Source organism: Arthrobacter sp. AOP36-F1-5 (assembly GCF_058137995.1).
Genome location: NZ_CM176892.1, coordinates 278,721 through 303,830 on the forward strand (window position 1 = coordinate 278,721; position 25,110 = coordinate 303,830).

The following is a 25,110-nucleotide window of genomic DNA, read 5'->3' on the forward strand; positions in this document are numbered from 1 at the left end:
GCCGGTCGCCGGAGCGCGGCGTCGACACCTCGACGCCGCGCTCCGTATCTCAGGCGTGCCCGGTGGGCCCGGCCTCCAGCTCCTGCAGGATGGTCCGGGCCGTGGTGATCCCGGACTCGATGGCGCCATCGACCACGACACCGTTCCAGCCCTTGGCCCAATCCGCGCCGGCGAAGTGCAGCCGGGTGCCCGTGGAGCGGAAGTGGTGCCAGCCGTCGGTGAACTGCTCGGAGGCAATGGTGGACCAGGTCTGCCCGCTCCACTTATCGGCCACCCAGTCGTGCCCGGTGGTTTCGAGCACCTCCAGATCCGGCCGCCACCGGCGGATGATCTCCTGCACCTGCTCCGCATCCTGCAGGTCGATCCGCGTGTGGTCCGGCCCGAATCCCACCAGGACGGTCGTGCCGTCCTCCAGGAAGTACTCGCTCTTCATCATCGCCAACGGATTCCCCGACGGGGCGGTGGCCAGGAAGTTGTGGTGGCCCTTGACCTTGATCCAGATCTTGAACCCGGTGGAATTCGATCCTTGGCCCACCAGCCGCTGCTGGTCGGCCGAAAGCCCGGGGGAGAAGTCGAGGTTCTTCAGTGCGCCCCACGGCACGGTGACGATGCCCGCGTCCGCCGCGTGCACCGCACCGTCGGCGGTCGTCAGGCGGACGCCGGCGCCGTCATGGACGATCTGCTCCACAGCCGTCTCCAGGTGGATGGGGCAGCGCAAATCCGCGGCCAGAGGCTCGTAGATCCCACGCATGCCGTTCTTGAGCTTGAACTTCAGCGTCTGCTCATCGAGCAGGGACAGACGGTGATCGCTGAGTGCGGCCCAGTGCTTGGCCATGAGCGGAGAGGCGGTGGCCGTATGGCCGTTGTAGCCGGCGGACCAGTAGGCGTCGGCCAGATCGATTTCCTCCTGGCTGAAGTCCCCGTCGCGCAGGGTATCGAGGACACTGCCCCGATCGGCCTGGCGGAAGCGTTCAGCCACCTCGGGGGAGCCGTCGTAGTCCGGGCTGAGCACGTGCAGGGGCTCATGCGGGTACGGGAAGAACTCCTGCGAGCCCTCGAAGATCCGTGCCTGGGGGCGCTGCAGTTTGGCATCCAACTCCGCCTCGGTCCCCTCGTGGACCGTTCCGCAGGTCAACCAGTAGGCACGATCGTAGTCCGGGCTGGGATAGATCTCCTGGCCGTAGCGGATGATCTCGGTCCAGACGAACGGTTGCATCCAATGGACCCAGGTCGCGCCGATCTCCAGGGGGAGGCCCATGCGCTCCTCGGTCCAGGCCCGGCCGCCGATCCGGTCCCGGGCCTCGAAGATCTCCACCTCCACACCCGCGGTTTGCAGTTCGCGTGCAGCGACCAGGCCGGCGAAACCGGCTCCGACAATCAAGACCTTGGCAGACATGGGGACCGCTTTCTGGAGGCAGGGTGGGGCAGCGGCAACGCGGAGGCCCTGGGTGGGCCCGTCAGGGCCGGAGCCCCGGGCGCTGCCGAGCGATGATGCCGTGCTGTGGAGCACGTCACACCTTTTTTCTATGTCTGTAGAATATACGGTCGGCATCGCGTTGTGGCAAGCCCCTGCTGCCCGGGCTCGGCTGCGGGAAGGGTCGCGGACCCGGGAGCACGGACCGGTCAGAGGGCGGCGGGACCGGCTATTCGGACCATTTGGGGGTCGGGGGTCGCCAGGTGCCGAGCTGGTCCAGCAGGTCGTCGGGATCGTCGCTGACGATCAACGTGTCCCGGTACAGCGGAGCCAGGAACCCGCGCTCGACCATGGTCTCGATCATGGCCAGGAGTGGATCCCAGAACCCCGCGACGTTGTACAGGGCCACGGGCTTGGCATGGATGCCCAGATGCTGCCAGGTCCTGGCTTCGAAGAACTCCTCGAGCGTTCCCGCCCCGCCGGGCAATGCGACGAAGGCGTCGCAGAGGTCGGCCATGCGTTGCTTGCGCTCATGCATGGTGGCCACGACCTCCAACCGCGTCAACGACGCATGGGCCGTCTCGCCCTCGAAAAGCGCTTCCGTCGTGATGCCGGTGACCGTTCCGCCGCGGGCCAGGGCGGCGTCGGCGAGGACCCCCATGAGCCCCACCTGCCCGCCGCCGTAGACGATGCCGACACCGGTTTCGGCCAGCCGGGAGCCCAGCGTGGAGGTGGCCTCGAGGTAGGTGCCTCCGTGGCCGGTCCGGGAACCGGTGAATAAGGCGATCCGGCCGATGGGCCTCCGGCCCCGGTCCTGCAGGGCGGGGATGACCTGCTCGGCCAGCAGCGGGGCCAGGTCCCCGGGCAGGGGGACCGCCGTGGGGTCCAGCCAGCGCAATTCGGCGATCTCGGCGGCGGGGTATGCCGCGACCAGTTCCGGATGTTCGAAGACGGTCGCCTGGACCTCGTGGCCCGGCTCGTTGGCGGCGCGGCAGCGGAAGACCCCGAGTTCACGAAGGTCCGCGGGGTCCAGCTCCACGCCCAGCTCCTCGGAACATTCACGCAATGCCGTGATGGCGGGACTCTCGCCCGCCTCGGGCTTGCCTCCGGGGAGCATGAACCGGCTGGTGCCTGCCTTGCGCACGGTCAGCAGCGCCCCGGAGGAATCCCTGAGGACGACGGCGCTGACATGGATGACGGGGGTATTCGATGGCTTCACGCTGATCACGCTACTCCGTTGCGTCCTGCCTGCGCCCGGGGACAAGGGGGCGTCGCGCAAAGCCAAGCCCACCGGCTGTGATCCGGGGCACAGTGGTCTGTAATGCCGGTCCCATCACGCCGTGCTGTCATCACCAGGAGGAACCATGACCACCACCAAGACCCAGCAACAGGCCGGACGGGACCCGTCCGCCGGAACCGGGTTGGGGCAACGCCGACTCGGGATCCCGGCCCTGGTCTTCATGATCATCGCCGCCTCCGCCCCGTTGACCGTCGTCGCCGGCGGGGTGACCAGCAACTTCGCGGTCACCGGTCTGCTGGGGGTCCCGCTGTCCTTCATCCTGCTCGGTGCGGTCCTGGTCATCTTTGCCGTCGGCTATCTGGCGATGAGCCGACACGTCCGCAACGCCGGGGCGTTCTACGCCTATATCTCCCGCGGGCTTGGCAAGCCGGCGGGAGTCGGATCCGCCTGGGTGGCCCTGCTGTCCTACAACGCCATGCAGATCGGCATCAACGGCCTGTTCGGCTTCGCCTTGTCCTCGTTCCTGGCAGGGTCGATGGGGCTGGAAATCCCCTGGTGGGTCTGCTCGCTGGCCGGATGGCTCATCGTGGGCATCCTGGGGGTGAACAAGGTCGACCTCTCGGCCAAGGTGCTGGGCGTGCTGGTCGCGCTCGAATTCGTCGTGGTCATCATCTACGACGTGTTCGCCTTCGGCACCGCCCCGGAAGGAATCAGCACCGCCTCGCTGGAACCGGGATCGCTGTTCACCACCGGTGTCGGGGCGGCCCTGGCCTTCAGCGTCGCGGCCTTCATGGGCTTCGAATCAGGGGCCATCTACAACGAAGAGGTCAAGGATCCGCGCAACACCGCCCGCCGGGCGACCTATATCGCCGTCGTCGTCATTGCCGCCTTCTACGCCTTCTCCGCCTGGGCGATGACCATTGCCGAAGGCGAGAGCCAGGTGATCGGCCGGTCGGAGGAATTCGGGCCGGACCTGATGTTCGTGTACTTCGCCGACCACGCAGCCGTCTGGTTCGTCGATCTGGCCAACCTGCTGTTCATCACCAGCCTGCTGGCCGCCCTGGTGGCCTTCCACAACGTCGTGGCCCGCTACATCTTCTCGCTGGGACGCGAAAACGTCCTGCCGGCGAAACTGGCCGCGGTGTCCGCCCGGACCCGGGCCCCCTTGGCCGGTTCGATCGCACAGTCGGTGCTCGCACTGGTCGTCCTGGTGGTCTTCGCCGTGGCAGGAACCGGCCACGAATACGGGGAGCTGTTCCCGGTCCTGACCCTGTTCACCTGGCTGACCAACACCGGCGCGTTCGGTCTGGTGCTGCTGATGGCCCTGACGTCCTTCGCCGTCATCGGCTTCTTCCGCCGCCAGCCCACCAGACCCGGGGCCTGGACGACGATGGTCGCACCGCTGCTGGCCGGGGTATCGCTGACCGCGGTGTTCGGAATGATCGTCGCGAACTTCGATGTGCTCATCGGGTTGGAGGAACCCGGGATGCTCAGCTGGCTGCTTCCGGCCATCATCGTGGTCCCGGGGCTCCTCGGTGTCCTCGGTGCCTACTGGTTGCGATCGGCCCGGCCGGGCGTCTATGCCGGCATCGGCCGCGGGGGTCTGGACCCGGAGGAACTGGACTAATACCGTCACGGTCGTAGGCTGGAAGAAGAGCCCGAAACGTCGTCACGGGGGCAGGTGGCACCGCGGGCCCGGACCGATATGTCGAGGAGGACACGATGGGTACCCACGAACACCACCACCAGGACGCCGTCTCGCAAGCCGGGATGGGCATGGACGGGACGCAGCTGCCCCAGCCGGAGGCCACCGAGCACGAGAGGCGCCGCGACGTCGACGGCCCCACCGAGATCGACTCCGAGTCCATTCCCGTCCACGGTGACGAAGACACCGCCGACGAGCTGGCGATGGAGGCCTACGGCGATGAGGACGAGGACGGGAATCCCGACATCCCCAACGCGCCGTTCCCCGGCTGAGCCCCCGGACAGGACCTGTCACGACAACGCCCCCGGACCATGGAAGCCATGGTCCGGGGGCGTTCGTCGTCCCGGCGGGAGCCCGGGGATACCTACCTAGGCGGCCAGCGCCGGGCGGGTGGAGGAGGCCGCGACGCGCAGTGCGCCCTCCTCGACCCGGAGGGTGATCCTGCCACCGTCCCGGACCGCTTCGGCGACCAGCAGGTCGGCGATCGGGTCATCGACCTCGCGCTGGATCACCCGACGCAGCGGACGGGCCCCGTATTCGGGCTCGTAACCGTGCTCGGCAATCCACCCGATGGCCGCATCCTCCACGTCCAAGCCGATTCCCTGGGCTTCGAGCCGGGCTTCGGTGTCACGCAGTTGGATGGACACGATCTGGCGCAGCTGCTCCTGCTCGAGCTTGCGGAACAACACGATCTCGTCGATGCGGTTCAGGAATTCCGGACGCATGGTCTCGCGCAGCCGGCCCATGACCCGATCGCGGAGCGCCTTCTCGGAGCCGAAACCGCCGGCCCCCTCGCCGGACTGGGCGTTGAAGCCCAGGGCGCCGGTCTTGCTGGCCAGGAACTCGGAGCCCAGGTTGGAGGTCATGATGACCACCGTGTTGCGGAAGTCCACGGTCCGGCCCTGCCCGTCGGTGAGCCGGCCGTCGTCGAGCACCTGCAGCAACAGGTTGAACACGTCGGGGTGCGCCTTTTCGATCTCGTCGAGCAGCAGCACCGAATACGGGTTGCGGCGCACCCGTTCGGTCAGCTGTCCAGCCTCGCCGTAGCCGACGTAGCCCGGAGGGGCCCCGACCAACCGCGAGACGGTATGCCGTTCACCGAATTCGCTCATATCGAAGCGCAGCAGCGCCTCCTCGCGGCCGAACAGCGACTGGGCCAGCGACTTCGCCAACTCGGTCTTGCCGACCCCGGTGGGCCCCAGGAACATGAAGCTGCCCACGGGACGGGAGGCATCGCCCATGCCCGTGCGGTTGCGCCGTACGGATTTGGCGATGACGCCCACCGCATCGTCCTGCCCGATGACGCGCTCATGCAGTTCCTCCTCCAGCTTCGCCAGCCGGGCCCGATCGCCCTCGGTCAACCGGGCTGCGGGGATGCCGGTGGCCCGGGCGATGATCTGGGCGATCTGCTCCTCGTCCACCACGCTGGTGCCGTCGGTGTCGTCGTCGGTGCCGTCGGATTGCGTCCCGGCAGTCAGCTCGTCGAGGTGCTCGGCCAGCGCGGCGATCTCATCGCGCAGCCATCCGGCGTCCTCGAAGCGTTCGGCCGCGATGGCGTCGTTCTTGCGTTCGCGCAGGGTCTCCAGCTCGCGGCGCAGCGCCTGGACGTCGACGGTCGGGCCGCGCCGCAGGCTCAGACGCGCCCCGGCCTGGTCGATCAGGTCGATCGCCTTATCGGGCAGGAAACGGTCGGTGAGATAGCGGGAGGAGAGGTCGACGGCGGCCCGCAGGGCACCTTCGGTATAGGTCACCTGGTGGTGTTCGGCGTAGCGGCCGGCCAGACCGGTGAGGATCTTCACGGAATCCTCCTGGGAGGGTTCGCCGACCGTGACGGGCTGGAAGCGGCGCTCCAATGCCGGGTCCTTCTCCACGCTGCGGTACTCGGCCAACGTGGTGGCGCCGATGAGCCGCAGTTCCCCGCGGGCCAGCCGCGGCTTGAGGATGTTCCCGGCGTCCATGCCGCCTTCCCCGGAGCCGCCGGCGCCGACCACGTTGTGCAGCTCGTCGATGAAGACGATGTACTCGCCGTCCCCGGCCGCGATTTCGTCCATGGTCTTGGTCAGGCGTTCCTCGAAGTCCCCGCGGTAGCGGGTGCCGGCGAGCATGCCCGGCAGGTCCAGGGAGATGACGCGTTTGCCCTGCAGCTGGGCGGGGATCGAATCGGCGGTGATGGCCTGGGCCAGGCCCTCGACGACGGCGGTCTTGCCGACGCCGGCTTCGCCGATGAGCACCGGGTTGTTCTTCATGCGACGGGCCAGGATCTCGATGGTCTGCTCGATCTCCTCCTGCCGGCCGATCACGGGGTCCAGTTTCTCCTCGAGGGCCAGTGCGGTCAGATCCGTGCCGTAGGTGTCCAGCATCGGGGTCGGTGAATCGGTCGGGGCCCCGGTCTGCGCGGGGCCGTCCTGGGGGCCGGAGGCTTCCTGCTGGGCGGCGGCCCCGATGTTCTGCAACGTTTCGGGGGTCACCCCGGAGGCGGCGAGGACCTGCCCGGCGGGGGAGTCCTGGTTGACGACGAAGGCGACGAAGAGGTGCTCGGGGTCGATGTAGGTCGAGCCGAAGGCGCGGGCGACCTGGCGGGCGTCGAGCAGGGCCCGTTGGGTCGAAGCCGTCAGTGCCGGGGCCCCGCCGGTGGGGCGGTCGGAGGATTGCGGCAGACGCTGTTCCGCGTTGCGGGCGATGGCCTCCACGTCGATGCCGCCGGCCCGCAACTGGGCGGCCGGCCCGTCCTGGGCCACGAGGACCCGCAGCAGGTGCAGGGCGTCGACCTCGGCATGGCCGTGTTCGGCGGCGAAGGCCGCCGCCTGCCCGAGCAGTTCGTGCGTGCGCCGGCTGAGTAGCCGGGTGATGTCGATGGGGCGGCCTGCGGCTGCGGCTCGCTGGCCCTGCAGGTAGCGGGCCAGGAAGTCATCAAACGAGCCGCTTCCCGATCCGGTGGGTCCGAAGAACGCTGGCATTTTCCCTCCAAGGAACTTGAGTGTCTTACGCTCAAGTATAGACCTGAGTGTATGTCACTCAAGTTAACGTGATGCGGTCGTCATTATTCCCCGCACGGTTTCCACCCGGCGGGCGAGGCCTGTGACCGGTAGGATTTCCAGCGAGAGCAGCCGGTGGCGGCTGGGGCAACAGCGGGAGGACGACGGTGGCCGACGAAGGCGAACGCGGATGGCTGGCACGCAAGGCGCTACCCAGCGGCAACGAACCCGACCCGCGGTTCACCCTGGCCAACGAACGCACGTTCCTGGCTTGGATCCGCACTTCGCTGGCCTTCCTGGCCGGTGGAATCGCCTTGGAGGCCTTCGCCTTCGACGCCTTTCCCACCGACCTGCGCAAGGCCATCTCGATCCTGGTCATCTGCCTGGGTCTGCTGATCAGTGCCGGGGCGGTGTTCCGCTGGCTGCGGATCGAGTCGAGCATGCGCAACCACCGTCCGTTGCCGTTCCCGGCGATCGTGCCGCTGCTGGGCATCGGCGGGGCACTGGCCGCGGCGGTCATCGTCGTCGTCCTCGTCGTCTCCGGATAGGTCCCTCGATGACCATCCCCATCACGCGCGGCCACCAGGACCCGGGACTGCAACCCGAACGCACCGTCATGTCCTGGGGCCGGACCACGTTGTCGCTGTTCGTGGTCAGCGCCGTGTTCATGCGCTGGATGCACCATTACGGCCCCTCGATCCTGATCCTGGTGGCCGTGGGGGGCCTGGGGGCGCTGTCCATCTACGTGACGCAGCGCCGCCGTTACTCCGCCCGCACCCGTGGCATCGCCGAGGGGCGCCTGGAGGCCGATGTGGCCGCCATCTTCTGGACCGCCGGCGCCGTCATGATCCTGGGCGTGCTGGCCCTGATCGTGGTCATCACGACCTGACGGTCACCCAGATCGTCTTGAGCTGGGTGTACTGTTCCAAGGCTTCCAACCCGTTGTCGCGCCCCCCGAAGCCCGAGGCCCGGTAGCCACCGAACGGGGTGGTGATGTTGCCTTCGCTGTAGCCGTTGACGGCCACGGTGCCGGCCCGCACCCCACGGGCCAGCCGGATGGCCCGATCGATGTCGTGGGACCAGATGGTCGCGGCCAACCCGTAGGTGGTGTCGTTGGCCAGGGCCAACGCCTCGGCCTCGTCCTGGAACCCGATCACCGCGACGACGGGGCCGAAGACCTCCTCACGGGCGATCGCCATCCCGGCGGTGACCTCGTCGATGACGGTCGGGCCGAGATACCAGCCGCCGCTGTCTTCGAACAGGGCCCGTCCTCCGGCGGCGATCCGGGCCCCGGCCGTGCGGGCATCTTCGATGAAACGCAGGGCCCTGGCCAGCGCGTCGGCCTCGATCAGCGGACCGAGGATCGTCTCGGGTTCGGCGGGGTCCCCGACGATCCGCTGGCCGGCCTGGCGCACCAGCTCGGCCACGAAGTCGGCCCTGAGCGATTCATGCACCAGGATCCGTGAACCCGCCGAACAGTTCTGCCCAGAAGCCCAGAACGCGGCCTCGGCCAGATCGGCGGCCACCTGGGGCAGGCGGTCGGCGTTATCCGCCAGCACGATCTGCGGCGACTTGCCCCCGCATTCCAAGGTGATGTTCTTCAGGTTGCTCTCGGCGGCGTAACGCAGGAATTCCCGGCCGGTCCAGGTGGAACCGGTGAAGGAGATCATATCGACGTCCATATGCAGGCCCAGGGCCTTCCCGGCAACGGGCCCGAGCCCGGGAACCACGTTGAACACCCCGTCGGGTACGCCTGCCTCGGTGGCCAGTTCTGCGATCCGCAAGGTGGACAGGGAAGCCAACTCGGGGGGTTTGACCACCAACGAATTCCCGGCGGCCAGGGCCGGGGCCATCTTCCAGGCGAGCATGGCGGCCGGGAAGTTCCAGGGCAGGACCGCCCCGACCACACCGATCGGCTCGCGGACGATGAGTCCCAGCGCCCCGGGCCCGGTGGGGGCGACCTTGCCGAAGACCTTGTCGATGGCTTCGGCATACCAGCGGATGGTGCCGATCGTGTCGGGGAGGTCGAACTCGTGGCAGTCGGCCAGCGGACGGCCCGCATCCACCGATTCCAGCCCGGCCAGCTCGGCGGTGGCCGCCTCGATGAGATCGGCCAGGCGCAGCAGCACCTGCTGGCGTTCGATGGGGTCGGCATCGGACCAGACGCCGGAATCGAAGGCGGTGCGGGCGCTGGCCACGGCGGCATCGACGTCCGCGGGCCCGCAGGCGGCCACCCGGGCAATCGGCTGACCGGTGGCGGGGGAGAGCGCCGTGAACGTGGCCCCGCCGGCGGCGGGACGGAACCGGCCGTCGATATAGGCCTCCGTGCGCAGGGAACCGGTGGAGGGATCGGTCATTGCTGCCTCCATCCGGGGGGTCGACGTGGTTTGATCGTAGTCCTGCCCACCCGGTCCCGGCCATGGTTATTCCCGAACGACGGCAGTGCCCCGGGTGAGCGTTCCATCGGTCCGCACGTGGGCGTAGACGCCCATGATGGTGTGCCCGAAGGCGTCGTGGAGCAATTGCAGGACCGGCAGATCACGTTTCGAGCTCACCGGATCCACTTCGGTGGCCGGGCACCTGCCGATCTCCTGGAAGACCTCCAGCCGGGCACCTCCGGCCAGCATCGAACGGCCCGGCAGGTGCCGTTCGGCCCAGGGCGGCAATCCGTCGAGGTAGATGTTGGCGCGGAAACGCAGCGGGTCCACCGGGACGCCGGTGATCCGGGCCAGTTCACGGACGGAGGCCAGGTTGATGATGGACACGGCTTGGGCTTCCTCATCGCCCTTGGAGAGCAGATCAGGGAAACGCCGGCCGGATTCGTGGGCGATGACCGGCGCGGCGTCCCCGGCCAGACCCAGCAGTTCGGCCACCATCGACGCCAACCGGTCGCGGCCGGTGGAGGTGGACAGATCGGCGTGTACCGCCTCTGCGTCATCACCCTGCGGGCGGGTGAGAGAGATCGTCCGTGAGGAGGAGTCGTAGTGGCTGCGCAATCCGGCCAGCGCGAAGTCACGGGCCAGGACGTGGAAGTTTTGTTTGCCCAGGTTCTGCGCCGTGTCCGGGACGTACTTCCCCCCGGCCCGGGCGAGTGCGTAGATCCGGTCGTCGGGGAAGCCGTGCCCGGCGTGGAGCCCGACCTCGGAGAGCGGCTGCGGGGACAGGCCCTTGACTGGATAGTGGTAGAGAGCGGCGATGGAGGCATCGGTACTGCCCGGCGGGGATTTTGGACTCTGCTGCACGGCTCCAGTCTAGTCAGGCTGCCTTGCTAGTCTGGCCGGGTGAGTTTCCTGATCATTGCCGCCCTGTTGGGCCTGCTCTACGTCTGGCTGCGCCGCAAGGACCGGCGCATGCTGCGCAACGGCGTCGTCCTGGTCGCAGCCATCTGGTTCGCACTCACCGGGGCCACGGCCCTGTTGAGCAGCTGGTCCCCGGTCTTCGACTACATCACCCTGGGCATCCTCGCCCTGGTGCCGTTGGCGGTGATCGTCCTGGCCGGATTCCTCATCGCCAACGGGCTGACCATGATGCGCAGCGAGGGCCGCCGGCTGGGGAACCTGCTGACCCTGGTGCTGGGCATCGCGATGCTCGTGCTGCCGGTCCTCGCCCTGCTGCTGGTGCTCACGCTCCAGCCCCTGCTGGTGGGACTGGCGTTCCTGCTCTTCTTCCTCTGCGGCTATCTCGGGGTCGTCTTCGTCATCTTCCTCGCCTACGCCGTGGCCTACGGCCGCATGGAGCACGACATCCACCCCGAAGCCATCACGATCCTGGGCTCGCGGTTGATCGGCGGAAAGGTCCCCCCGCTGTTGGCCAGCCGGCTGGACAAGGCGGTTGAACTCCATCGGCAGGCACCGGATCCGAAACCGGTGCTGATCCCCTCGGGAGGCCAGGGCCACGACGAGTCGCGGACCGAAGGGGAGGGGATGGCCGAATACCTGTACGAGGCAGGAATTCCCGCGGCCGACGTCGTCCCGGAGAACCAGGCGAAGACGACCCGGGAGAATCTGCGCTTCTCCCGCGAGGTCCAGAACGCCGCGGGGCGTCCCGGACCGTTGCTGGTGGTGACCAATAATTATCATGTGCTGCGGGCAGCCTTGTTGGCCCGCAAATACGACGTCGATGCCCAGGTGGTCGGGTCCCCGACCGCCCGCTACTACGTCCCCAGCGCCTTCCTGCGGGAGTTCGTGGCGATCATCAACGAGCATCGGGTCCTCAATGCCGTGTTGTGCCTGCCGTTCTTCGCGATTTCCGGGTTCATCGTCCTGGGCGTGCTGGCGGGGCAGTAGCCACGAGGCCAGAGCGGACCCCAACTACACTGGAGCCTCAGGTCTGCCTGCGAACCCGCCGAAAGGGCATGATGAAAAGACATTTGAGGAACGTGGCCACGGCCGCGTTGATCTGCGCCGCCCTGCCGTTGGCCGCCTGCACGACGCCGGGGGCCGGGACCGCTTCCAGCGGATCCGCCGGTGCTGCTTCGTCCGGTGCCAGTTCGTCCGGGACCGGGTCCCCGGCCGCGACGCAAACCCCGGGCCATGCGGGTTCCACCCCGGCCTCGGCGGATGCGGCCTCGCCCGGGACTCCCGCGGCGGAAACCGCCGCGCAGGAGCGCCTCGACACCCTGAGTCTGGAACAACGCGTGGGGCAGGTCCTCATGATGGGGGTCCCCGCCACGGGAGCCACCGCCTCGGACCTGGGGATCCTGCAGAAGAACCATGTGGGCAACGTCTTCCTCAAGGGCCGCAGCACCGTGGGGCTGAAGGGCACCGCCGCGGCGGTGAAGAAGATCAAGGCGACCGTCTCGAAGAAGACCACCGGTGGGGTCGGGCAGTTCATCTCCACCGACCAGGAGGGCGGCAAGGTCCAGGTCCTGAAGGGCCCCGGCTATTCCACCATCCCCGCCGGACTGACCCAGGGTTCCTGGGATCCGAAGACACTGGAACGCCGGGCCACCGGCTGGGGGAAGGAACTGGCGCAATCGGGCATCAACATCAACCTGGCCCCGGTCGCCGATACCGTTCCTGCCTCCATCGGTGCCGCCAACGCCCCGATCGGCGCGTTCGGGCGGGAATACGGAAAGACCCCGGGCAGCGCCCAGGCCGGGTCCTCGGCCTTTGCCGCGGGAATGGAATCCGCGGGAGTCGCCCCGGTCATGAAGCACTATCCCGGGCTGGGGCGGGTCAGCCGGAACACCGACGTCTCCCACGGGGTCACCGACACCGTCACGACCCGCGAGGACGCGACGCTCGAGCCGTTCCAGGCAGGGATCGACGACGGGGCGGACTTCATCATGCTCTCCAGCGCCTACTACTCCCGGATCGACGCGAAGAACCCGGCGGCCTTCTCCGATACCGTCATCAACAAGATGCTGCGCGACGACCAGGGCTTCGACGGGATCGTCATCTCCGACGACATGTGCGATGCCACCCAGTTCCGTGATTGGAAATACGCGACCCGGGCGAAGAAGTTCTTCGACGCCGGAGGCACCATGATGCTCTGCGTTAATCAGGCCGCCATCGGACCCATCACCGCTGGGCTCGTCGCCGAGGCGAAGGCGGACCCCGACTTCAAGGCCAGGATCGACGAGGCCGCCTTGCGCGTGCTGAAGGTCAAGGACGGGCTGTAGGCCGGGCCTGCGGGCCCCGCCAGTGCATCCGTAGATGCTGCGGGCCGAGTTCGGCGACGGAGGAGACACCCAGCAAGGTGGTGGCCACCCGCAGCTCCTCGGCGAGGATGTCCAACGCCCGCTGCACTCCTTCACGCCCCCCGGCCATCAGCCCATACATGTAGGCCCTGCCGATCAGCGTGAAATCGGCGCCGGCGCAGAGTGCGGCGGCGATGTCCCCTCCAGACATGAGGCCCGAATCGAGGATGAGTTCCACGTCGGGGCCCACGGCCTCGCGGACCTCGCGCAGTGCCTGCAGGCTCGCGGGGGCGCGGTCGAGTTGGCGGCCACCATGGTTGGAGACGATCAGGCCATCGGCACCGGCATCCAGGGCCTTGGACGCGTCCTGCGCGGTGAGGATCCCCTTGACGAAGAGTTGGCCCGGCCACACCGAACGCAGCCAGGACAGGTCCTGCAGCGACAGCGTCGGGTCGAACATCGAGTTGATCAGTTCGGGCAGTGAATGCGAGGTGCCGCTGAGCGAGGCGAACTTCAGCGAATCGGTGGTCAGGAAGTTGAACCACCACTCGGGACGGTAGGAGGCGTCGAGCACCGTCTTGAGGTTCAATTTCGGCGGGATGGTCATGCCGTTGCGCACATCGCGCAGGCGTTGACCGGCAATGGCGGTGTCCACGGTGACCATCAGGGTGTCGTAGCCGGCGGCCGCGGCCCGGTTGACCAGGTCGAGCGAGGCTGCGTGGTCGTTCCAGAGGTAGAGCTGGAACCAACGACGGGCTGCGGGCTGGAAGGCGGCGACCTCCTCGATGGACCGGGTGCCCATCGTCGAGAGCGTATAGGGGATGCCGGTATCCGCAGCGGCCCCGACCCCGGCCTCCTCGCCTTCGGCGTGCATGAAACGGGTGAAGCCCGTCGGGGCGATGCCCACCGGCAGGGAGGACCGTGCCCCGGCGATCGTCGTGGACAGATCGACTGCGGGGTGCCCGCCGAGGATCCCGGGAACCAGCTCCACATCGGAGAAGGCCTGCCGGTTGCGGCGCAGCGTCTCCTCGTTCCCGGCGCCACCATCCACGTAGTCGAAAGCGGGTTTGGGGGTCCGTCGCCGGGCGATCCGGCGCAGGTCCCAGAGGTCGGCCGCCTTCGCCAGTCGGTGGGCCCGGAAGTCCAGGCTCGGGCGTTCGAACTGCATGAGCGGACGCAGCTCGGAGAGCTGGGGGAAATTGCGTTGCATGGGTCCCTTCGGGGCTCGCTAGGGCTTGGCGATGTCGATGACGACCTTCACGTCACCGTCACGATGCTCTAAGGCCCCAGCGTAGTCCGCCATCGGGTGGCGGCGGCTGATCAACCGGGCCAACCACTCGGAGTCCGCCTTCGCCAGGGCATCGGCGCCCTGCTCGTAATGGCGTCGGTTGGCGTTGACGGAACCGAAGACGACGTCGTTCTCCAGCACCGCGGTACGGTTCATCTGCCCGACATCGAGCGGGGTCTTCCCGCCGACACTCGAAACCCCCGTCAGGCAGACGACCGCGTTCTTGCCGTTGTTGGCGATGGCGTCCACGATCACCGGGGCCACCCCGGTGCATTCGATGACGATATCGGGTTCCAGCCCCGATTCCGGCAGTGAGTCGGTATGGAAGTGCGCCCCCAGATCGGCCACCAGACGGGGTTTCGGCCCGTCGGTGACGATGTCGTAGACGTGGACCTCGTATCCGCGCTGCACCCCCAGCAACGCCGCCAGCAAGCCGACCGGTCCCGCGCCGGTGACGGCGACGACCCTCGGGTCGAAGAAGGCACGGGATCCGATGCGTTCGATCTGTTCCCAAGCCTTGGCCACGATCGTCGTGGGTTCCAGCAGGACCCCGACCTCGGCCAGGGCGGCATCGAGCGTGACCAGATGTCCCGGCTCCTCGCGCCACTGTTCGCGGCCGAAGCCGTCCAAGGAGGCGATGCCGTGTTCGGTGTACTTCCCGTTCAAGCACATATCCCATTCACCCGCGGCGCAGGCAGCGCACGGGACGGGATCGGGGCGACGGACGATGCCGACGACCAGGTCACCGGCGGAGAAGCCGGAACCCGCGGGGGCCTCACGGACCCGGCCGAGGTTCTCATGGCCGATGACCAGCACGTCCTTGCCCTCGGGGGCGGTGCCGTACTCGGCGTTGATGATCTCCCGGTCGGTCCCGCATAGCCCGATGGCCAGCGCATCGACCAGGATGCTGCCTTCGGATGGGTCGGGAGGCCCCACCTCCTGCAGGGTCAGCGAATCCTTGCTTCCCGGCGTGACGGTGAGGGCCTTCATGAACACTCCTTGGTAGGTGGCGCGGGTCGATGGGGTCGAGGTCGGCTATCCGCTGAGCGGCATCCGCGGGATGTTCGGTTTGCCGTCGCCCCCCGCGCCATACGCCTTCAGGGCGATCCGGGTGGCCAGTTCCTCGTCGACCCGATATTTGTAGATCGGGGAAACCGGTGTCTGTTCCGCCGTCGCCTTTGCGGCATGTGCAGCGGGCGCAATGACCTTCTCGTGGATCCGGTGCCTTCTGAACAGGCTCATGATGACCTCCTCGTCAACCCGGCAGAAGCTGCTGGTTCCTTCAGGATACGCCGAATATCCCCCGAATCCAGAGGATGAACGGAACCGTTTGGCCGTTGCCGTGGGGGCCTTCATGACGAGTTCACCGGCCGTTGATCCGGCCGTTGTCCGGGGTGGCCAACATGGACGTGGAGCACCCGCACCCCGAACGCCGAAGGAACCGAAACCCATGGCATTTTGCCTCACGCCCTCTCCGAGACCCCGCCGACCGCTGACAGTCCTCATCCTCCTCGTCGCGGTTCTGGTGATCCCGGCCGCGATGGTCCCTGCCGCCGCCGCCCCGGCGCATGCCGTGGCACCGGAGGCCACGAAACTGCGACCTTCGTCGGCGGGTCCGCTATTGATCGGGCACCGTGGAGCCGCCGGGGTGGCACCGGAAAACACGGTGGCCGCCTTCAGGGCGGGCCGGGCTGCCGGCGTCGACTTCATCGAAACCGATGTGCAGCTCAGCGCCGACGGGGTGCCCTTCCTCTTCCATGACAACACTCCGGCACGCACGACCAATGTCGAGGAGGTCTATCCCGGTCGGGAGAAGGATCCGATCACCTCATTCACCTGGAAGGAACTGCGGGCTCTGGAGGTCGGCTCCTCCTTCGGCCGACGGTTCACCGGGGCGCGGATCCCGCATCTGGATGACCTGGCCCGTATCGCGAACCGCCGGACCGGGGTGTACCTGGAGATCAAGTCGCCGAAGAACTCCCCGGGCATCGAAGCGCTCGTGGCACGAAAGCTGTCCGGGCATCCGGCATGGAAACGGCTGGTGGACGCCGGGAAGGTCCACGTGCTGGGTTTCGACGCCTCCTCCAACCGCCGGTTTGCTGCCTTGGCACCACGAATTGACTTGCAACAACTGGTCGGCACCGTGCCGAATGAACAAACCCTGGCCGATTGGTCCGGCTTCGCCGACTCGGTGGGCACCAACTACCGCACCCTGACCCCCGGCGCGGTCGACCGGGTCCACGCGGCAGGCCTGGGTCTGGGGGTCTATACGGCGAACTCACCCGAAGCCATCACCATCGCCGTCGACCTGGGAGTGGACATGGTGACCGGGGACTTCCCGCAACAAAGCGTGCGACTCCAGGCCGGGAGGCCCCCGTTCCCGCGGGCTCGTGGCCTGCAGATCTCCGAGGCGGTGAATGATCCGCCCGGGGACGACGTGGCATTCGACGCGGGGGAGCATGTCGTGATCCGCAACGCCTCCGACCATGCGATCGACGCCTCCGGGGTGCTGCTCCGCGACGCCGCGAACAACACCCTGCGGGTCGGCGCCGGCTACCGGATCCCTCCGGGCGGGGAACTGCGGGTCCATACCGGCCCCGGAACCAACACCGCCACGGCCTACTTCAACGGCGGCTCGGCATCGATCCTGAATAAGGGCGGGGACTCGGTGGCCCTATGGGACAAGTGGGGGCGACTGCAGGACGTCTTCGCCAACTGAACGGTCCGAGGAGGCTCGGGCATCCGGGCCTCTCCCTTGACGCCCGCCGATGGGCGGCAGATGATCGAGCCAGGGACGGCGGAGGACCGAAAGAGATGACGGAGGCAGCATGCGCGAGGTCAAGGTAGGACTGTTCCAATCGGTTGACGGCGTCGTCGAATCGCCCCATCTGTGGCAGTTCGACCGTTTCGACGAGGAACTCGGTGCGGGGATGAACTCCATGATGGAGCAGACGGACACCGTCCTGCTCGGGCGGCACAGCTACCAGGAATGGGCGGGACATTGGCCGAAGGCCGGGCAGGACGACCCGTTTGCGGCCTTCATCAACCCCGTGGAGAAGTTCGTGGCCTCCCGGACGCTGGGCGGTGAGCTCGAATGGCAGAACTCGACGCTGATCCAGGACCCGTTGGAGGACTTCGTCCGCGACCTGCGCCAATCCGACGGCGGGGACGTTTCCGTATGCGGCAGCATCTCGGTCGTCCGCCAGCTCCTCTTCGCCGGCTTGCTGGACTCCTTGCAGTTGATGGTCCACCCGGTCATCGCCGGGGCGGGGAAGCATCTGTTCGAAGCCAGCGACCCGGTCACCCGACTGGTGCTGCAGGATTCCCGCCGGACCAGCAAGGGCAACATGGTCCTCAGCTACGGCCGCCACAGCGAGTGAGGACCCCGCAGAGACCGGCTTCACGGCGACGGCTGGGCGATCTTGAACAGTGCACCGGTCGGATCCGATAAGGCGGCGACCCGGCCGAACGTCGTGTCGACGGGCGGTTCGATCACGCTGGCTCCCAGGCCCAGCGCGCGGGTGATCGTTGCCTCGGTGTCCACGACCTGGAAGTAGACCTGCCAGGCGGAGGGGTGGCCCGTGCGCAGATAGGGGGCCGCATCGATGATTCCGGCGCTGGCCTCCGGCCCCTGGCCCAGCGTCGTGTAGCGGAAGTCGTCGGTGTAGGAGACGACGGTGGTCTGCCAGCTGAAGACCTGCTGGTAGAACTGCACGGTCTTCACGTAGTTGCGGGCGTGGAGTTCATGCCAGTAGGGGGCGCCCGGTTCGCCATGGAGGCGGAATCCGCGGTGCTCGGCGATTTCCCAGAGGCCCACCGAAGCCCCGGAGGGATCCAGCGCCCGGGCCACCCGGCCACGGGGAACGATCTCGGTGGTCTGGGCCATGATCTTTCCGCCCTGGCTGACGGCAACGGCGAGCGTGGCCTCGATGTCCTCCACGCGCAGGTACGTGCTCCAGGTGTCGGGGAGACCGGCTTCGCCGTCGTTGCCCACGATCCCGGCGACGGGGAGGCCGTCCTTGAAAGCGGTGAAGTACCGGCCAGACTGCGCCGGGTCGGCGGTGTCGAAGGTCCAGCCGAACACGGCTGCATAGAAGCCGCGGGCCCGTTCGGGTTGGGAGGACATCAAATCGATCCAGCAGGGGGCACCGGGGCTGGGGACGGGCATGGGCATGACGACCTCCTGGGTGGCGCGGATGGAACCGTGCGGAGAGTCTATGCCCGCGGCATCGGCTGCGCCCATGGGGCAGGACGTGCGGGATTCCCGAACCATCCCGGCTGCGGGGGCCGATCGGTCGCCCCGGTCCCTGATCTGGCCTACGGTGAAGCCATGGCCATCGTCTATCGTGCTGAGCTCACCCCCGGAAAACAAGAAATCGTCACCGCCTGGCTGGCCCGCCAACCCTGGTCGGGAGTCGACGACGGCGACTCCGTCGAAATGATCGGCGCCTACCGGTTCGATGACCCGGACGAAAGGATCGGCATCGAAACCCATCTGGTCCGCCGCTCCGACGGCACCGTCCTGCAGGTGCCGTTGACCTACCGGGGGGCCGAACTGTCCGGGGCCGAAGAACATCTGGCCGGGGAAATGGAACATTCGGTGCTCGGGCATCGCTGGATCTACGACGCCACCGGTGATCCCGTCTACGCCGCGGCACTGGCCCGGACCATCGTCCGGGGCCAGGCGGGGGCCGACCAGTTCCGTGACATCGACGGAACCTTGGTGCTCCAGCCCAGCACCGTCGTCGTCCACGGGTTCGGCGATCACGCGGCGCCGGCGCCGGACATCACGAGGGCTGCCCCGTCCACGAGCGAGGAACCGGGGGCCGGGCACGTCACGACGATCACCACCGACGGTCCGGCGCTCGCCGTCTACCGCACCCCGCACGCGGCGTCCGGGCATGACGGACACGACGGACGTGACGGACAGCTCACCGGCCGCTGGGACGGCCTGGGGGATTCACTGCTGCTGGCCGCCCTGACCTGAACGGGTAGGCCGGGAGGGCCCGGGGCCGCTGCCCGTAGGATATGGCCCATGACGACTCAAAGTGCGATCTTCGTGGATGCCGGGTTCCTGTTGGCCGTCGGCGGGCAGCATACGGCGGGCACTTCGCTGCGTTCGGCCTTCCGGGTGGACTACGAACGACTCGTGGAGGGCATTGCCGGCATTGCCCGGGAAGACAGTGCCCTGCCGATGCTGCGCACGTATTGGTATGACGCCTCCCGGGACGGGCTGTTCACCGATCAGCATAAGCGCATCGGCATGGTCGACGGCGTGAAGGTGCGGCTGGGCCGGATCTCCTACAGCGGTGAGCAGAAGGGCGTGGACCTGCGGCTGGCCCTGGACCTGGTGGGGCTGGCCCGCAGCGGAGCCGTTTCGGTGGTCTACCTCGTCTCCGGGGACGACGACCTGGCCGAGGCCGTGGAGGAGGCCCAGGACATGGGCGTGCAGGTCAAGCTCATTGGACTGCGCAAACCCGAGACCCGGATCGGGCTGGCCTCGGTGGCCGAGCACCTGGCCCTGTGCGTGGATGGCATCACGGAGCTGCCCGCCGAGTTGCTCGAGGCGATGTTCACCCGGTCGGTGACCAAGGGGTCCATGCCCGGTCCCGGGGTCCATGCCACCGCCGATCCGATGCCGGAAGACACCCCGGGTGAAGCATCCGGGCCCGTGCTGGAAACCGACCCGGTCCAGGCGGTGAAGCCCGGGGCCCCTGCGGTGCGCCCGCAGCGACCTGTGCCCGGTCCGTCCCCGGTGCGCATCCCGCCGAACACCGGGCCGCTGCCCCACGTGCCATCGGCAGGACCGCAGCTGGTCCACTCCTCCACGCGAGAGAACGCCGCGGCCACGGCCGGGGCCCCCGAGGCCAGCGATAGCGCCCTTTTGCGGGCCGTCGGTGAAGTCGGGGCCAGCGTCGCGGACAACTGGTACGTCAACACCACCCAGCGCGAACTCACCGAGCTGCAGGCCGACCGTCCGCTGTTGCCACCGGAGATCGATCGGGTGCTGCTGAAGGATTGCGCCCAGCAGATCGGTGAATGGAAGACCGATATCCAGGTGGTCCGCCGGACCTTGCGCGCTTCCTTCTGGGACCGTCTCGATGAGCTGACCTGACCCGCTCGAAGGTTAACCTTCTACTTCCTCGGCAGTAGGGTCGACGGCATGAGTGAACACCCAGCCACCTCGACGTCGGACGTGACGGAACAGGGACCACGGACCGGGGCCTCCTGGATCAGCAGCAACCGGCCGGCAAGCATGTATGCGGCGGTGATGATGGCCATCTCCGGGGGAATCGTCTGGTCCATGGCCGGCGCCCCCGAGGAAGCGGCCAAGAACTGGCTGATCCTGGCGTGGATCCTGCTGACCTCCACCTACACGGCGTTCGCCCTGGCCCCGAGGCCCCTGCCCCGTGTCGTGCACTTCGCGCTGGCCGGCGTCGTGGTGGCCGTCGTCGTGTGGGCGTGGTCGCCCGGTGTGCAGGAAAGTAGCCTGGCCACACCCTTCATCCCCCTGGCCATCGGAGCCGTGGGAATGGCCTTTTCCACGGGCCGGTTCCGGCCCGAAGTCGCGGTGCCCGAAGGGAACCCGCAGCAGCACGATTGAGACGTCTCAGCGCCGCCCGGTGCCGGCATCGCGGACCAGCTCGCGAAGGCCGGCGACAAAATCCTTCCACGCGGAACGATGAGGGACCCGGGGCTCCTCGGCCCCTTGGATGCGGGCGGCCCACAATTCATTGGTGCTGTCCAGTGCCTCCTGCGCCCAACCGCCCATGAGCCCATAGGCCGGCGCACGGACGGGCGCGGGGGAGAGGAAGATGTCGTGGAAGGCGTCCTGGATGCGTCGGATGGTGACATCGCTGCCCAGGGACGACGCGCGTTCGGCCACGACGTCGACGTTCAGGGCGACGTCGGCGGTGGTGGCCTCGACGGACCAGCGCGGCTGCAGGTAGCTCCTGGATGAAAGCAGGACCAGGACCGGGATCTCCAGGTCCAGGCCGTCGGCCACGGTGGCCTGGCCCTCAAAGACGGCATTGAGGAAGGCCCGGGTCAGCGGGAACCCGCGTTCGGGCCGCCATTGAAGGTTGTAGTCCCATTCGCCGTCGAACTGGCTGGAGACGGCCCGGGTGTAGATCCCCGGATCGATGGTCGGCAAAGAGGCCGCCGGGCGCAGCCACGACCCGGCGTGCATCAACGGGGCCATCATGGCCCGGCCGATATCCCGTCCCTGGAACTCCAGCCACGGGGAATTCAGGACCAGGGCGTCGACCTGCTGCGGATGGCGGGCGGCCCACAGCGTGGCCGTCAGGCCACCGGTGGAATGACCCATCAACAACAACGGGGTCGTGGACGCCGAATCGCGACCCATGGCCTCCAGCGCCGCGGTGATCTCCTCGTCGTACTCGTCGAGGCTGGTGATGTACCCCGGGGTGGACCCCTGGCGGAGGCTGCGCCCGTAGTGGCGCAGATCGATGGCGAAGAAGCGGGCCCCGGCCCGATGCCAGAACTCCGCGAGCTCACGTTGGAAGAAGTAGTCGGACCACCCGTGGATGTACAGGACGTCGACCCCGGACAGTTCCGGGACGTTCCAGTCCTGGATGCCCCCGCCATACCTCACCAGGGTGGCCACCTCGCCCGAGGGCAGCTCCAAGGTGAGCTGCTCGAACCCCGGCCCCAACACATCGGGAACCCACGTCGTCATGTCCGCAGCCTACAACGACTGACCGGGGGCCTCCCTCCAGCTGCGGGAACCTACAGTAGGGGTGTGACCTACACCGCACCGGAATCCTTCACCACCCGCCCGACCCTGTACGGCAGCTTCGGCATGAGCGCCTCCACCCACTGGCTGGCCACCGCCTGCGCCCAATCGGTCCTCGAACGCGGGGGCAACGCCTTCGATGCCGCCGTGGCCGCCGGCTTCGTGCTCCACGTCGTCGAACCGCATTTGAACGGCCCCGGCGGCGATATGACCGCGCTCTTCGCCACTGCTGAACGCCCGGGCGAGCCCGTCGTGCTGATGGGCCAGGGGCCGGCACCGGCGGCGGCCACCGTGGAGCATTACCGTGCCGAAGGCCTGGATCTGGTGCCCGGGGCCGGGGCCCTGGCGGCGGCGGTCCCCGGGGCGGTGGACGCCTGGTTGCTGCTGCTGCGTGACCACGGCAGCTGGAACCTGGCCGACGTGCTGGCCTATGCCATCGACCAGGCCCGGGACGGGCACCGGATCCTGCCGCGCGTGTGCGACACCATCGCCACGGTCGCCGACCTGTTCACCGACCATTGGCCCAGCTCGGCCCGGCAGTGGCTCCCGGAGGGGGAGCCGCCGGCCGAAGGGTCGATGCTCTACAACCCGACGTATGCGCAGCTGCTCGGATCCCTGGCACGGACGGCGACAACTACCGCAGCGGACGGCGGCCGGGCCGCTGGAATCGATGCCGCCCGTGGGCTCTGGGCGCATACCGTCGGCACCGAGGCGGAGGCCTTCCTCGCGACACCCCACCGGCATTCCTCCGGGACCGACCATGCCGCGGTGATGACGGCCGCCGACGTCGACGGGTTCCGGGCCGGCTACGAACCGGCGGCCACCGTCGTCTTTCGCGGACACACCATCGCCAAGACCGGACCCTGGGGGCAGGGCCCGGCACTGCTGTTGGCCCTGGCCATCCTCGAGGGGTACGACGACGACTACCTGGACCCGTCCACCGAACTCGGCGCCCACACCATCCTGGAGGCCCTGAAGCTGGCGATGGCCGACCGGGAAGCCTATTTCGGGGACACCGATGTCCCGCTGGAGTACCTGCTGGGTGCCGACTATGCTGCCGAACGCCGCGGCTTGATCACCGAACGGGCCAGCCATGACTTCCGACCGGGAACCGTCCCCGGGCACACGCCGTTTCGGCCCGACCTACGCACCGAGGAACCGTCCCCGGCCCGGGCCGACGGCGCCAAGACCGGTTTCGCCGGCGTCGGGGAACCGACGGTCCGCCCCAGCGGGGAAACCCGAGGGGACACCTGTCATCTGGATGTGGTGGACCGGTGGGGGAACATGGTGTCGGCTACCCCCTCGGGTGGCTGGCTGCAATCCTCGCCGAACGTCCCCGCGCTGGGATTCTGCCTGGGCACCCGGCTGCAAATGACCTGGCTACAGGCAGGCTCTCCGTCCACCCTGTCTCCCGGGAAACGCCCGCGCACCACGTTGACCCCCACCCTGGTCTTCAAGGGCGGTCAGCCGGTGGCGGCAGTGGGCTCGCCGGGAGGGGACCAGCAGGATCAGTGGCAGCTGCTCTACCTATTGCGCACCATCGTCGGTGGGTACACCCCGCAGCAGGCGATCGACGCCCCGGCGCTGCACACCACCTCAATTCCCGGTTCTTTTTGGCCGCGGACCTGGGCTCCGGGTGGGGCCGTGGTGGAGGACCGGCTGGGCGAAGCGGTGATCGCCGGGCTTGAAGCCCGTGGCCATGTGGTGACCCGGGCCGGTGACTGGGCGCTGGGACGGCTGTCCGTCGTCGTCCGGGATCCAGCGACAGGTCAACTCGCGGCGGCAGCGAATCCCCGTGGGGCCCAGGGCTACGCCGCAGGACGCTGATGGGCAGGTGTGGGTGCCGGACCGCGTCCAGCGCGGTTCCCGCCGTGGAGCCGGGTCCCGCGCTGGTTTCGGCGTTATGCCTTCCTCGGATGGGCCACGGCCTCGCTACTGGCCAGGCGGTTTAGCGCCAAGGCGGCCACCAGAAGGCCGAAGTCCCGCAGCCCCACATCGAAGAACCCGGGGAGCAGCAGGAGGTTCACGATGATGCCGGCCAGCCAGGCGACGATGACCAGCGAACCGATGCGTGGCCGCAGTGCGACCAGAATGCCTGCGGCGATCTCCACGATGCCGACCCCGTACATGAAGACCTCCGGGCTGACCGGGACGATGTCGGTGGCGATGGGGGCCAGGTAATGCGTCCAATCGGTGAGCACGTTGGTGAACTTGTCGATACCGAAGATGATCGGCGCGATGGTGAAGATGGTCCGCAGCAGGAGGAAGGCCTGATGCGTGGCACGGCTGTGTTGCCGGGTGCCCTCCGGGGCGAGATGGGTGGTCATGACGGGAACCTTTCTAAAGTAGAGATAACTCACATTAGAACCGTCGGTACTCTAAATCAATACATATTCGTTTTAGAAGTAGACTGACGTCATGAGACCCGTATCGCGCCATCGTTCCCTGCAGGACATCGCCACCGTCGCGGACCCCCTACGCGCTTCGATTTACGAGTTGGTGTCGCGCAGCCGGGAATCAGTGGGGCGCGACGAGGTCGCCCGGGAACTGGGCTTGGCCCGCCATGCTGCGGCCTTCCAATTGGATCGGCTCGCCGAACAGGGGCTGCTCACGGTGGAATTCCGTCGGTTGAATGGGGCCACGGGCCCCGGTTCCGGCAGGCCCTCCAAGGTCTACCGGGCGACCCGGACTGAGGTGTCCGCCAGTGTCCCGCAGCGCGAATATACCGTCGCCGCCGACATCATGGCCGAGGCGATCGACGCCTCCCGTGCCGACGGCCGGTCGTTGGACGAGCACCTGCCCGAAGCCGCGCGCGCGGCGGGGCGCCGCCTGGCGGCCGGCCAAGCGGATGTGCAGGCTTTTCTCGCCGCGAACGGCTACCGGCCAGAGGATCGTCAAGACGGGACCACGGATCTGACCAACTGTCCGTTTCACTCCCTGGCCAACCGGCATACCGACACGGTGTGCGGAATCAACCAGGAGCTGATCTGCGGGGCCTTGGAGACGCTGGAATCGGATCGGCGCACCGAACGGGTGGAACCCAGCGCGCCCTGCGGATGCTGCGTCAGATTGGCTGCGGAGTAGCGCCCGG

General features: G+C 68.0%; 24 protein-coding genes. 13 read left to right on the forward strand and 11 right to left on the reverse strand.

Annotation, left to right across the window (positions count from 1 at the left end):
* Positions 1 to 49: 49 nt before the first annotated feature.
* Both AC3ZI9_RS01350 and AC3ZI9_RS01355 read right to left on the reverse strand, forming a co-directional pair.
* Positions 50 to 1,396, reverse strand: coding sequence for an NAD(P)/FAD-dependent oxidoreductase (locus tag AC3ZI9_RS01350; RefSeq protein ID WP_443382044.1), 1,347 nt, complete (start codon positions 1,394 to 1,396; stop codon positions 50 to 52).
* A gap of 247 nt (positions 1,397 to 1,643) precedes the next feature.
* On the reverse strand, positions 1,644 to 2,633 hold the full coding sequence (locus AC3ZI9_RS01355) for a TIGR00730 family Rossman fold protein (protein ID WP_443382046.1): 990 nt from the start codon (positions 2,631 to 2,633) through the stop codon (positions 1,644 to 1,646).
* Positions 2,634 to 2,778: 145 nt separating this feature from the next.
* On the opposite strand from AC3ZI9_RS01355, the gene AC3ZI9_RS01360 reads away from it, so the two are divergent.
* Entirely contained in the window at positions 2,779 to 4,281 is a 1,503-nt protein-coding gene (locus AC3ZI9_RS01360; protein ID WP_443382048.1) for an APC family permease, read from the forward strand.
* Between the two features lie 95 nt (positions 4,282 to 4,376).
* Positions 4,377 to 4,631: a hypothetical protein gene (locus tag AC3ZI9_RS01365; RefSeq protein ID WP_443382050.1), complete on the forward strand. Its 255-nt coding sequence runs from the start codon at positions 4,377 to 4,379 to the stop codon at positions 4,629 to 4,631.
* A gap of 96 nt (positions 4,632 to 4,727) precedes the next feature.
* Here the strand turns inward: AC3ZI9_RS01365 and AC3ZI9_RS01370 are convergent, their stop codons facing one another.
* A complete protein-coding gene (locus AC3ZI9_RS01370; RefSeq protein ID WP_443382052.1) occupies positions 4,728 to 7,316 on the reverse strand; it encodes an ATP-dependent Clp protease ATP-binding subunit in 2,589 nt (862 codons plus the stop codon).
* 185 nt (positions 7,317 to 7,501) lie between these two features.
* Here AC3ZI9_RS01370 and AC3ZI9_RS01375 point away from each other — a divergent pair, with 185 nt between their 5' ends.
* Together AC3ZI9_RS01375 and AC3ZI9_RS01380 are read left to right on the forward strand one after the other, a co-directional pair.
* The gene (locus tag AC3ZI9_RS01375) at positions 7,502 to 7,882 is read left to right on the forward strand and encodes a YidH family protein (RefSeq protein ID WP_443382054.1); all 381 of its coding nucleotides are present in this window, start codon (positions 7,502 to 7,504) and stop codon (positions 7,880 to 7,882) included.
* Positions 7,883 to 7,890: 8 nt separating this feature from the next.
* Positions 7,891 to 8,223, forward strand: a complete 333-nt coding sequence (locus AC3ZI9_RS01380) for a DUF202 domain-containing protein (protein WP_443382056.1) — start codon at positions 7,891 to 7,893, stop codon at positions 8,221 to 8,223.
* On the opposite strand, the gene AC3ZI9_RS01385 is transcribed toward AC3ZI9_RS01380, so the two are convergent.
* Both AC3ZI9_RS01385 and AC3ZI9_RS01390 read right to left on the reverse strand, forming a co-directional pair.
* On the reverse strand, positions 8,213 to 9,691 hold the full coding sequence (locus AC3ZI9_RS01385) for an aldehyde dehydrogenase (protein WP_443382058.1): 1,479 nt from the start codon (positions 9,689 to 9,691) through the stop codon (positions 8,213 to 8,215). The two genes, AC3ZI9_RS01380 and AC3ZI9_RS01385, sit on opposite strands and share 11 nt — an antisense overlap.
* Positions 9,692 to 9,757: 66 nt before the next feature.
* Positions 9,758 to 10,576 (reverse strand): MOSC domain-containing protein, encoded by an 819-nt coding sequence (locus AC3ZI9_RS01390; RefSeq protein ID WP_444566394.1) that lies wholly within the window; start codon positions 10,574 to 10,576, stop codon positions 9,758 to 9,760.
* A gap of 39 nt (positions 10,577 to 10,615) precedes the next feature.
* On the opposite strand from AC3ZI9_RS01390, the gene AC3ZI9_RS01395 reads away from it, so the two are divergent.
* Together AC3ZI9_RS01395 and AC3ZI9_RS01400 are read left to right on the forward strand one after the other, a co-directional pair.
* The gene (locus AC3ZI9_RS01395) at positions 10,616 to 11,620 is read left to right on the forward strand and encodes a YdcF family protein (protein ID WP_443382062.1); all 1,005 of its coding nucleotides are present in this window, start codon (positions 10,616 to 10,618) and stop codon (positions 11,618 to 11,620) included.
* A 92-nt stretch (positions 11,621 to 11,712) separates the two neighbouring features.
* A complete protein-coding gene (locus AC3ZI9_RS01400; protein ID WP_443382064.1) occupies positions 11,713 to 12,957 on the forward strand; it encodes a glycoside hydrolase family 3 N-terminal domain-containing protein in 1,245 nt (414 codons plus the stop codon).
* Here the strand turns inward: AC3ZI9_RS01400 and AC3ZI9_RS01405 are convergent.
* The 3 genes from AC3ZI9_RS01405 to AC3ZI9_RS01415 are packed head-to-tail and all read right to left on the reverse strand — an operon-like array spanning position 12,941 to position 15,505.
* Positions 12,941 to 14,185, reverse strand: coding sequence for an alpha-hydroxy acid oxidase (locus AC3ZI9_RS01405; RefSeq protein WP_443382066.1), 1,245 nt, complete (start codon positions 14,183 to 14,185; stop codon positions 12,941 to 12,943). The two genes, AC3ZI9_RS01400 and AC3ZI9_RS01405, sit on opposite strands and share 17 nt — an antisense overlap.
* Positions 14,186 to 14,203: 18 nt before the next feature.
* Positions 14,204 to 15,253: a glucose 1-dehydrogenase gene (locus tag AC3ZI9_RS01410; protein ID WP_443382068.1), complete on the reverse strand. Its 1,050-nt coding sequence runs from the start codon at positions 15,251 to 15,253 to the stop codon at positions 14,204 to 14,206.
* A gap of 45 nt (positions 15,254 to 15,298) precedes the next feature.
* Positions 15,299 to 15,505 carry a hypothetical protein gene (locus AC3ZI9_RS01415; RefSeq protein WP_443382070.1) on the reverse strand — a complete coding sequence of 69 codons (207 nt, stop codon included), beginning with the start codon at positions 15,503 to 15,505 and terminating at the stop codon, positions 15,299 to 15,301.
* A gap of 208 nt (positions 15,506 to 15,713) precedes the next feature.
* Here AC3ZI9_RS01415 and AC3ZI9_RS01420 point away from each other — a divergent pair, with 208 nt between their 5' ends.
* Entirely contained in the window at positions 15,714 to 16,982 is a 1,269-nt protein-coding gene (locus AC3ZI9_RS01420; protein ID WP_443382072.1) for a glycerophosphodiester phosphodiesterase family protein, read from the forward strand.
* A gap of 109 nt (positions 16,983 to 17,091) precedes the next feature.
* Positions 17,092 to 17,643, forward strand: a complete 552-nt coding sequence (locus tag AC3ZI9_RS01425; protein WP_443382074.1) for a dihydrofolate reductase family protein — start codon at positions 17,092 to 17,094, stop codon at positions 17,641 to 17,643.
* 20 nt (positions 17,644 to 17,663) lie between these two features.
* On the opposite strand, the gene AC3ZI9_RS01430 is transcribed toward AC3ZI9_RS01425, so the two are convergent.
* The gene (locus AC3ZI9_RS01430) at positions 17,664 to 18,437 is read right to left on the reverse strand and encodes a VOC family protein (protein ID WP_443382076.1); all 774 of its coding nucleotides are present in this window, start codon (positions 18,435 to 18,437) and stop codon (positions 17,664 to 17,666) included.
* A 30-nt stretch (positions 18,438 to 18,467) separates the two neighbouring features.
* Here AC3ZI9_RS01430 and AC3ZI9_RS01435 point away from each other — a divergent pair, with 30 nt between their 5' ends.
* Genes AC3ZI9_RS01435 through AC3ZI9_RS01445 form a run of 3 tightly spaced genes read left to right on the forward strand, consistent with a single transcriptional unit; the run spans position 18,468 to position 20,867 of the window.
* The gene (locus AC3ZI9_RS01435) at positions 18,468 to 19,250 is read left to right on the forward strand and encodes a CG0192-related protein (protein ID WP_443382078.1); all 783 of its coding nucleotides are present in this window, start codon (positions 18,468 to 18,470) and stop codon (positions 19,248 to 19,250) included.
* Positions 19,251 to 19,298: 48 nt separating this feature from the next.
* On the forward strand, positions 19,299 to 20,378 hold the full coding sequence (locus AC3ZI9_RS01440; protein ID WP_443382080.1) for an NYN domain-containing protein: 1,080 nt from the start codon (positions 19,299 to 19,301) through the stop codon (positions 20,376 to 20,378).
* 48 nt (positions 20,379 to 20,426) lie between these two features.
* The gene (locus AC3ZI9_RS01445) at positions 20,427 to 20,867 is read left to right on the forward strand and encodes a hypothetical protein (RefSeq protein WP_443382082.1); all 441 of its coding nucleotides are present in this window, start codon (positions 20,427 to 20,429) and stop codon (positions 20,865 to 20,867) included.
* 6 nt (positions 20,868 to 20,873) lie between these two features.
* Here AC3ZI9_RS01445 and AC3ZI9_RS01450 read toward each other — a convergent pair whose 3' ends face one another.
* Complete coding sequence (locus AC3ZI9_RS01450) at positions 20,874 to 21,962, reverse strand: alpha/beta hydrolase (protein WP_443382084.1); 1,089 nt, start codon at positions 21,960 to 21,962, stop codon at positions 20,874 to 20,876.
* A 63-nt stretch (positions 21,963 to 22,025) separates the two neighbouring features.
* On the opposite strand from AC3ZI9_RS01450, the gene AC3ZI9_RS01455 reads away from it, so the two are divergent.
* A complete protein-coding gene (locus AC3ZI9_RS01455) occupies positions 22,026 to 23,846 on the forward strand; it encodes a gamma-glutamyltransferase family protein (RefSeq protein ID WP_443382086.1) in 1,821 nt (606 codons plus the stop codon).
* A 74-nt stretch (positions 23,847 to 23,920) separates the two neighbouring features.
* On the opposite strand, the gene AC3ZI9_RS01460 is transcribed toward AC3ZI9_RS01455, so the two are convergent.
* Positions 23,921 to 24,346, reverse strand: coding sequence for a hypothetical protein (locus AC3ZI9_RS01460; protein ID WP_443382088.1), 426 nt, complete (start codon positions 24,344 to 24,346; stop codon positions 23,921 to 23,923).
* Positions 24,347 to 24,437: 91 nt separating this feature from the next.
* Here AC3ZI9_RS01460 and AC3ZI9_RS01465 point away from each other — a divergent pair, with 91 nt between their 5' ends.
* Positions 24,438 to 25,103, forward strand: coding sequence for a helix-turn-helix transcriptional regulator (locus tag AC3ZI9_RS01465; RefSeq protein ID WP_443382090.1), 666 nt, complete (start codon positions 24,438 to 24,440; stop codon positions 25,101 to 25,103).
* Positions 25,104 to 25,110 lie beyond the last annotated feature (7 nt).

What these genes read in the sequence shown, in the direction of transcription:
- AC3ZI9_RS01460 (WP_443382088.1), bottom strand. Translation starts at nt 24,346, where the DNA reads ATGACCACCCATCTCGCCCCGGAGGGCACCCGGCAACACAGCCGTGCC.
- AC3ZI9_RS01350 (WP_443382044.1), bottom strand. Translation starts at nt 1,396, where the DNA reads ATGTCTGCCAAGGTCTTGATTGTCGGAGCCGGTTTCGCCGGCCTGGTC.
- AC3ZI9_RS01465 (WP_443382090.1), top strand. Translation starts at nt 24,438, where the DNA reads ATGAGACCCGTATCGCGCCATCGTTCCCTGCAGGACATCGCCACCGTC.
- AC3ZI9_RS01370 (WP_443382052.1), bottom strand. Translation starts at nt 7,316, where the DNA reads ATGCCAGCGTTCTTCGGACCCACCGGATCGGGAAGCGGCTCGTTTGAT.
- AC3ZI9_RS01405 (WP_443382066.1), bottom strand. Translation starts at nt 14,185, where the DNA reads ATGCAACGCAATTTCCCCCAGCTCTCCGAGCTGCGTCCGCTCATGCAG.
- AC3ZI9_RS01445 (WP_443382082.1), top strand. Translation starts at nt 20,427, where the DNA reads ATGAGTGAACACCCAGCCACCTCGACGTCGGACGTGACGGAACAGGGA.
- AC3ZI9_RS01440 (WP_443382080.1), top strand. Translation starts at nt 19,299, where the DNA reads ATGACGACTCAAAGTGCGATCTTCGTGGATGCCGGGTTCCTGTTGGCC.
- AC3ZI9_RS01450 (WP_443382084.1), bottom strand. Translation starts at nt 21,962, where the DNA reads ATGACGACGTGGGTTCCCGATGTGTTGGGGCCGGGGTTCGAGCAGCTC.
- AC3ZI9_RS01385 (WP_443382058.1), bottom strand. Translation starts at nt 9,691, where the DNA reads ATGACCGATCCCTCCACCGGTTCCCTGCGCACGGAGGCCTATATCGAC.
- AC3ZI9_RS01360 (WP_443382048.1), top strand. Translation starts at nt 2,779, where the DNA reads ATGACCACCACCAAGACCCAGCAACAGGCCGGACGGGACCCGTCCGCC.
- AC3ZI9_RS01430 (WP_443382076.1), bottom strand. Translation starts at nt 18,437, where the DNA reads ATGCCCATGCCCGTCCCCAGCCCCGGTGCCCCCTGCTGGATCGATTTG.
- AC3ZI9_RS01425 (WP_443382074.1), top strand. Translation starts at nt 17,092, where the DNA reads ATGCGCGAGGTCAAGGTAGGACTGTTCCAATCGGTTGACGGCGTCGTC.
- AC3ZI9_RS01420 (WP_443382072.1), top strand. Translation starts at nt 15,714, where the DNA reads ATGGCATTTTGCCTCACGCCCTCTCCGAGACCCCGCCGACCGCTGACA.
- AC3ZI9_RS01380 (WP_443382056.1), top strand. Translation starts at nt 7,891, where the DNA reads ATGACCATCCCCATCACGCGCGGCCACCAGGACCCGGGACTGCAACCC.
- AC3ZI9_RS01365 (WP_443382050.1), top strand. Translation starts at nt 4,377, where the DNA reads ATGGGTACCCACGAACACCACCACCAGGACGCCGTCTCGCAAGCCGGG.
- AC3ZI9_RS01410 (WP_443382068.1), bottom strand. Translation starts at nt 15,253, where the DNA reads ATGAAGGCCCTCACCGTCACGCCGGGAAGCAAGGATTCGCTGACCCTG.
- AC3ZI9_RS01415 (WP_443382070.1), bottom strand. Translation starts at nt 15,505, where the DNA reads ATGAGCCTGTTCAGAAGGCACCGGATCCACGAGAAGGTCATTGCGCCC.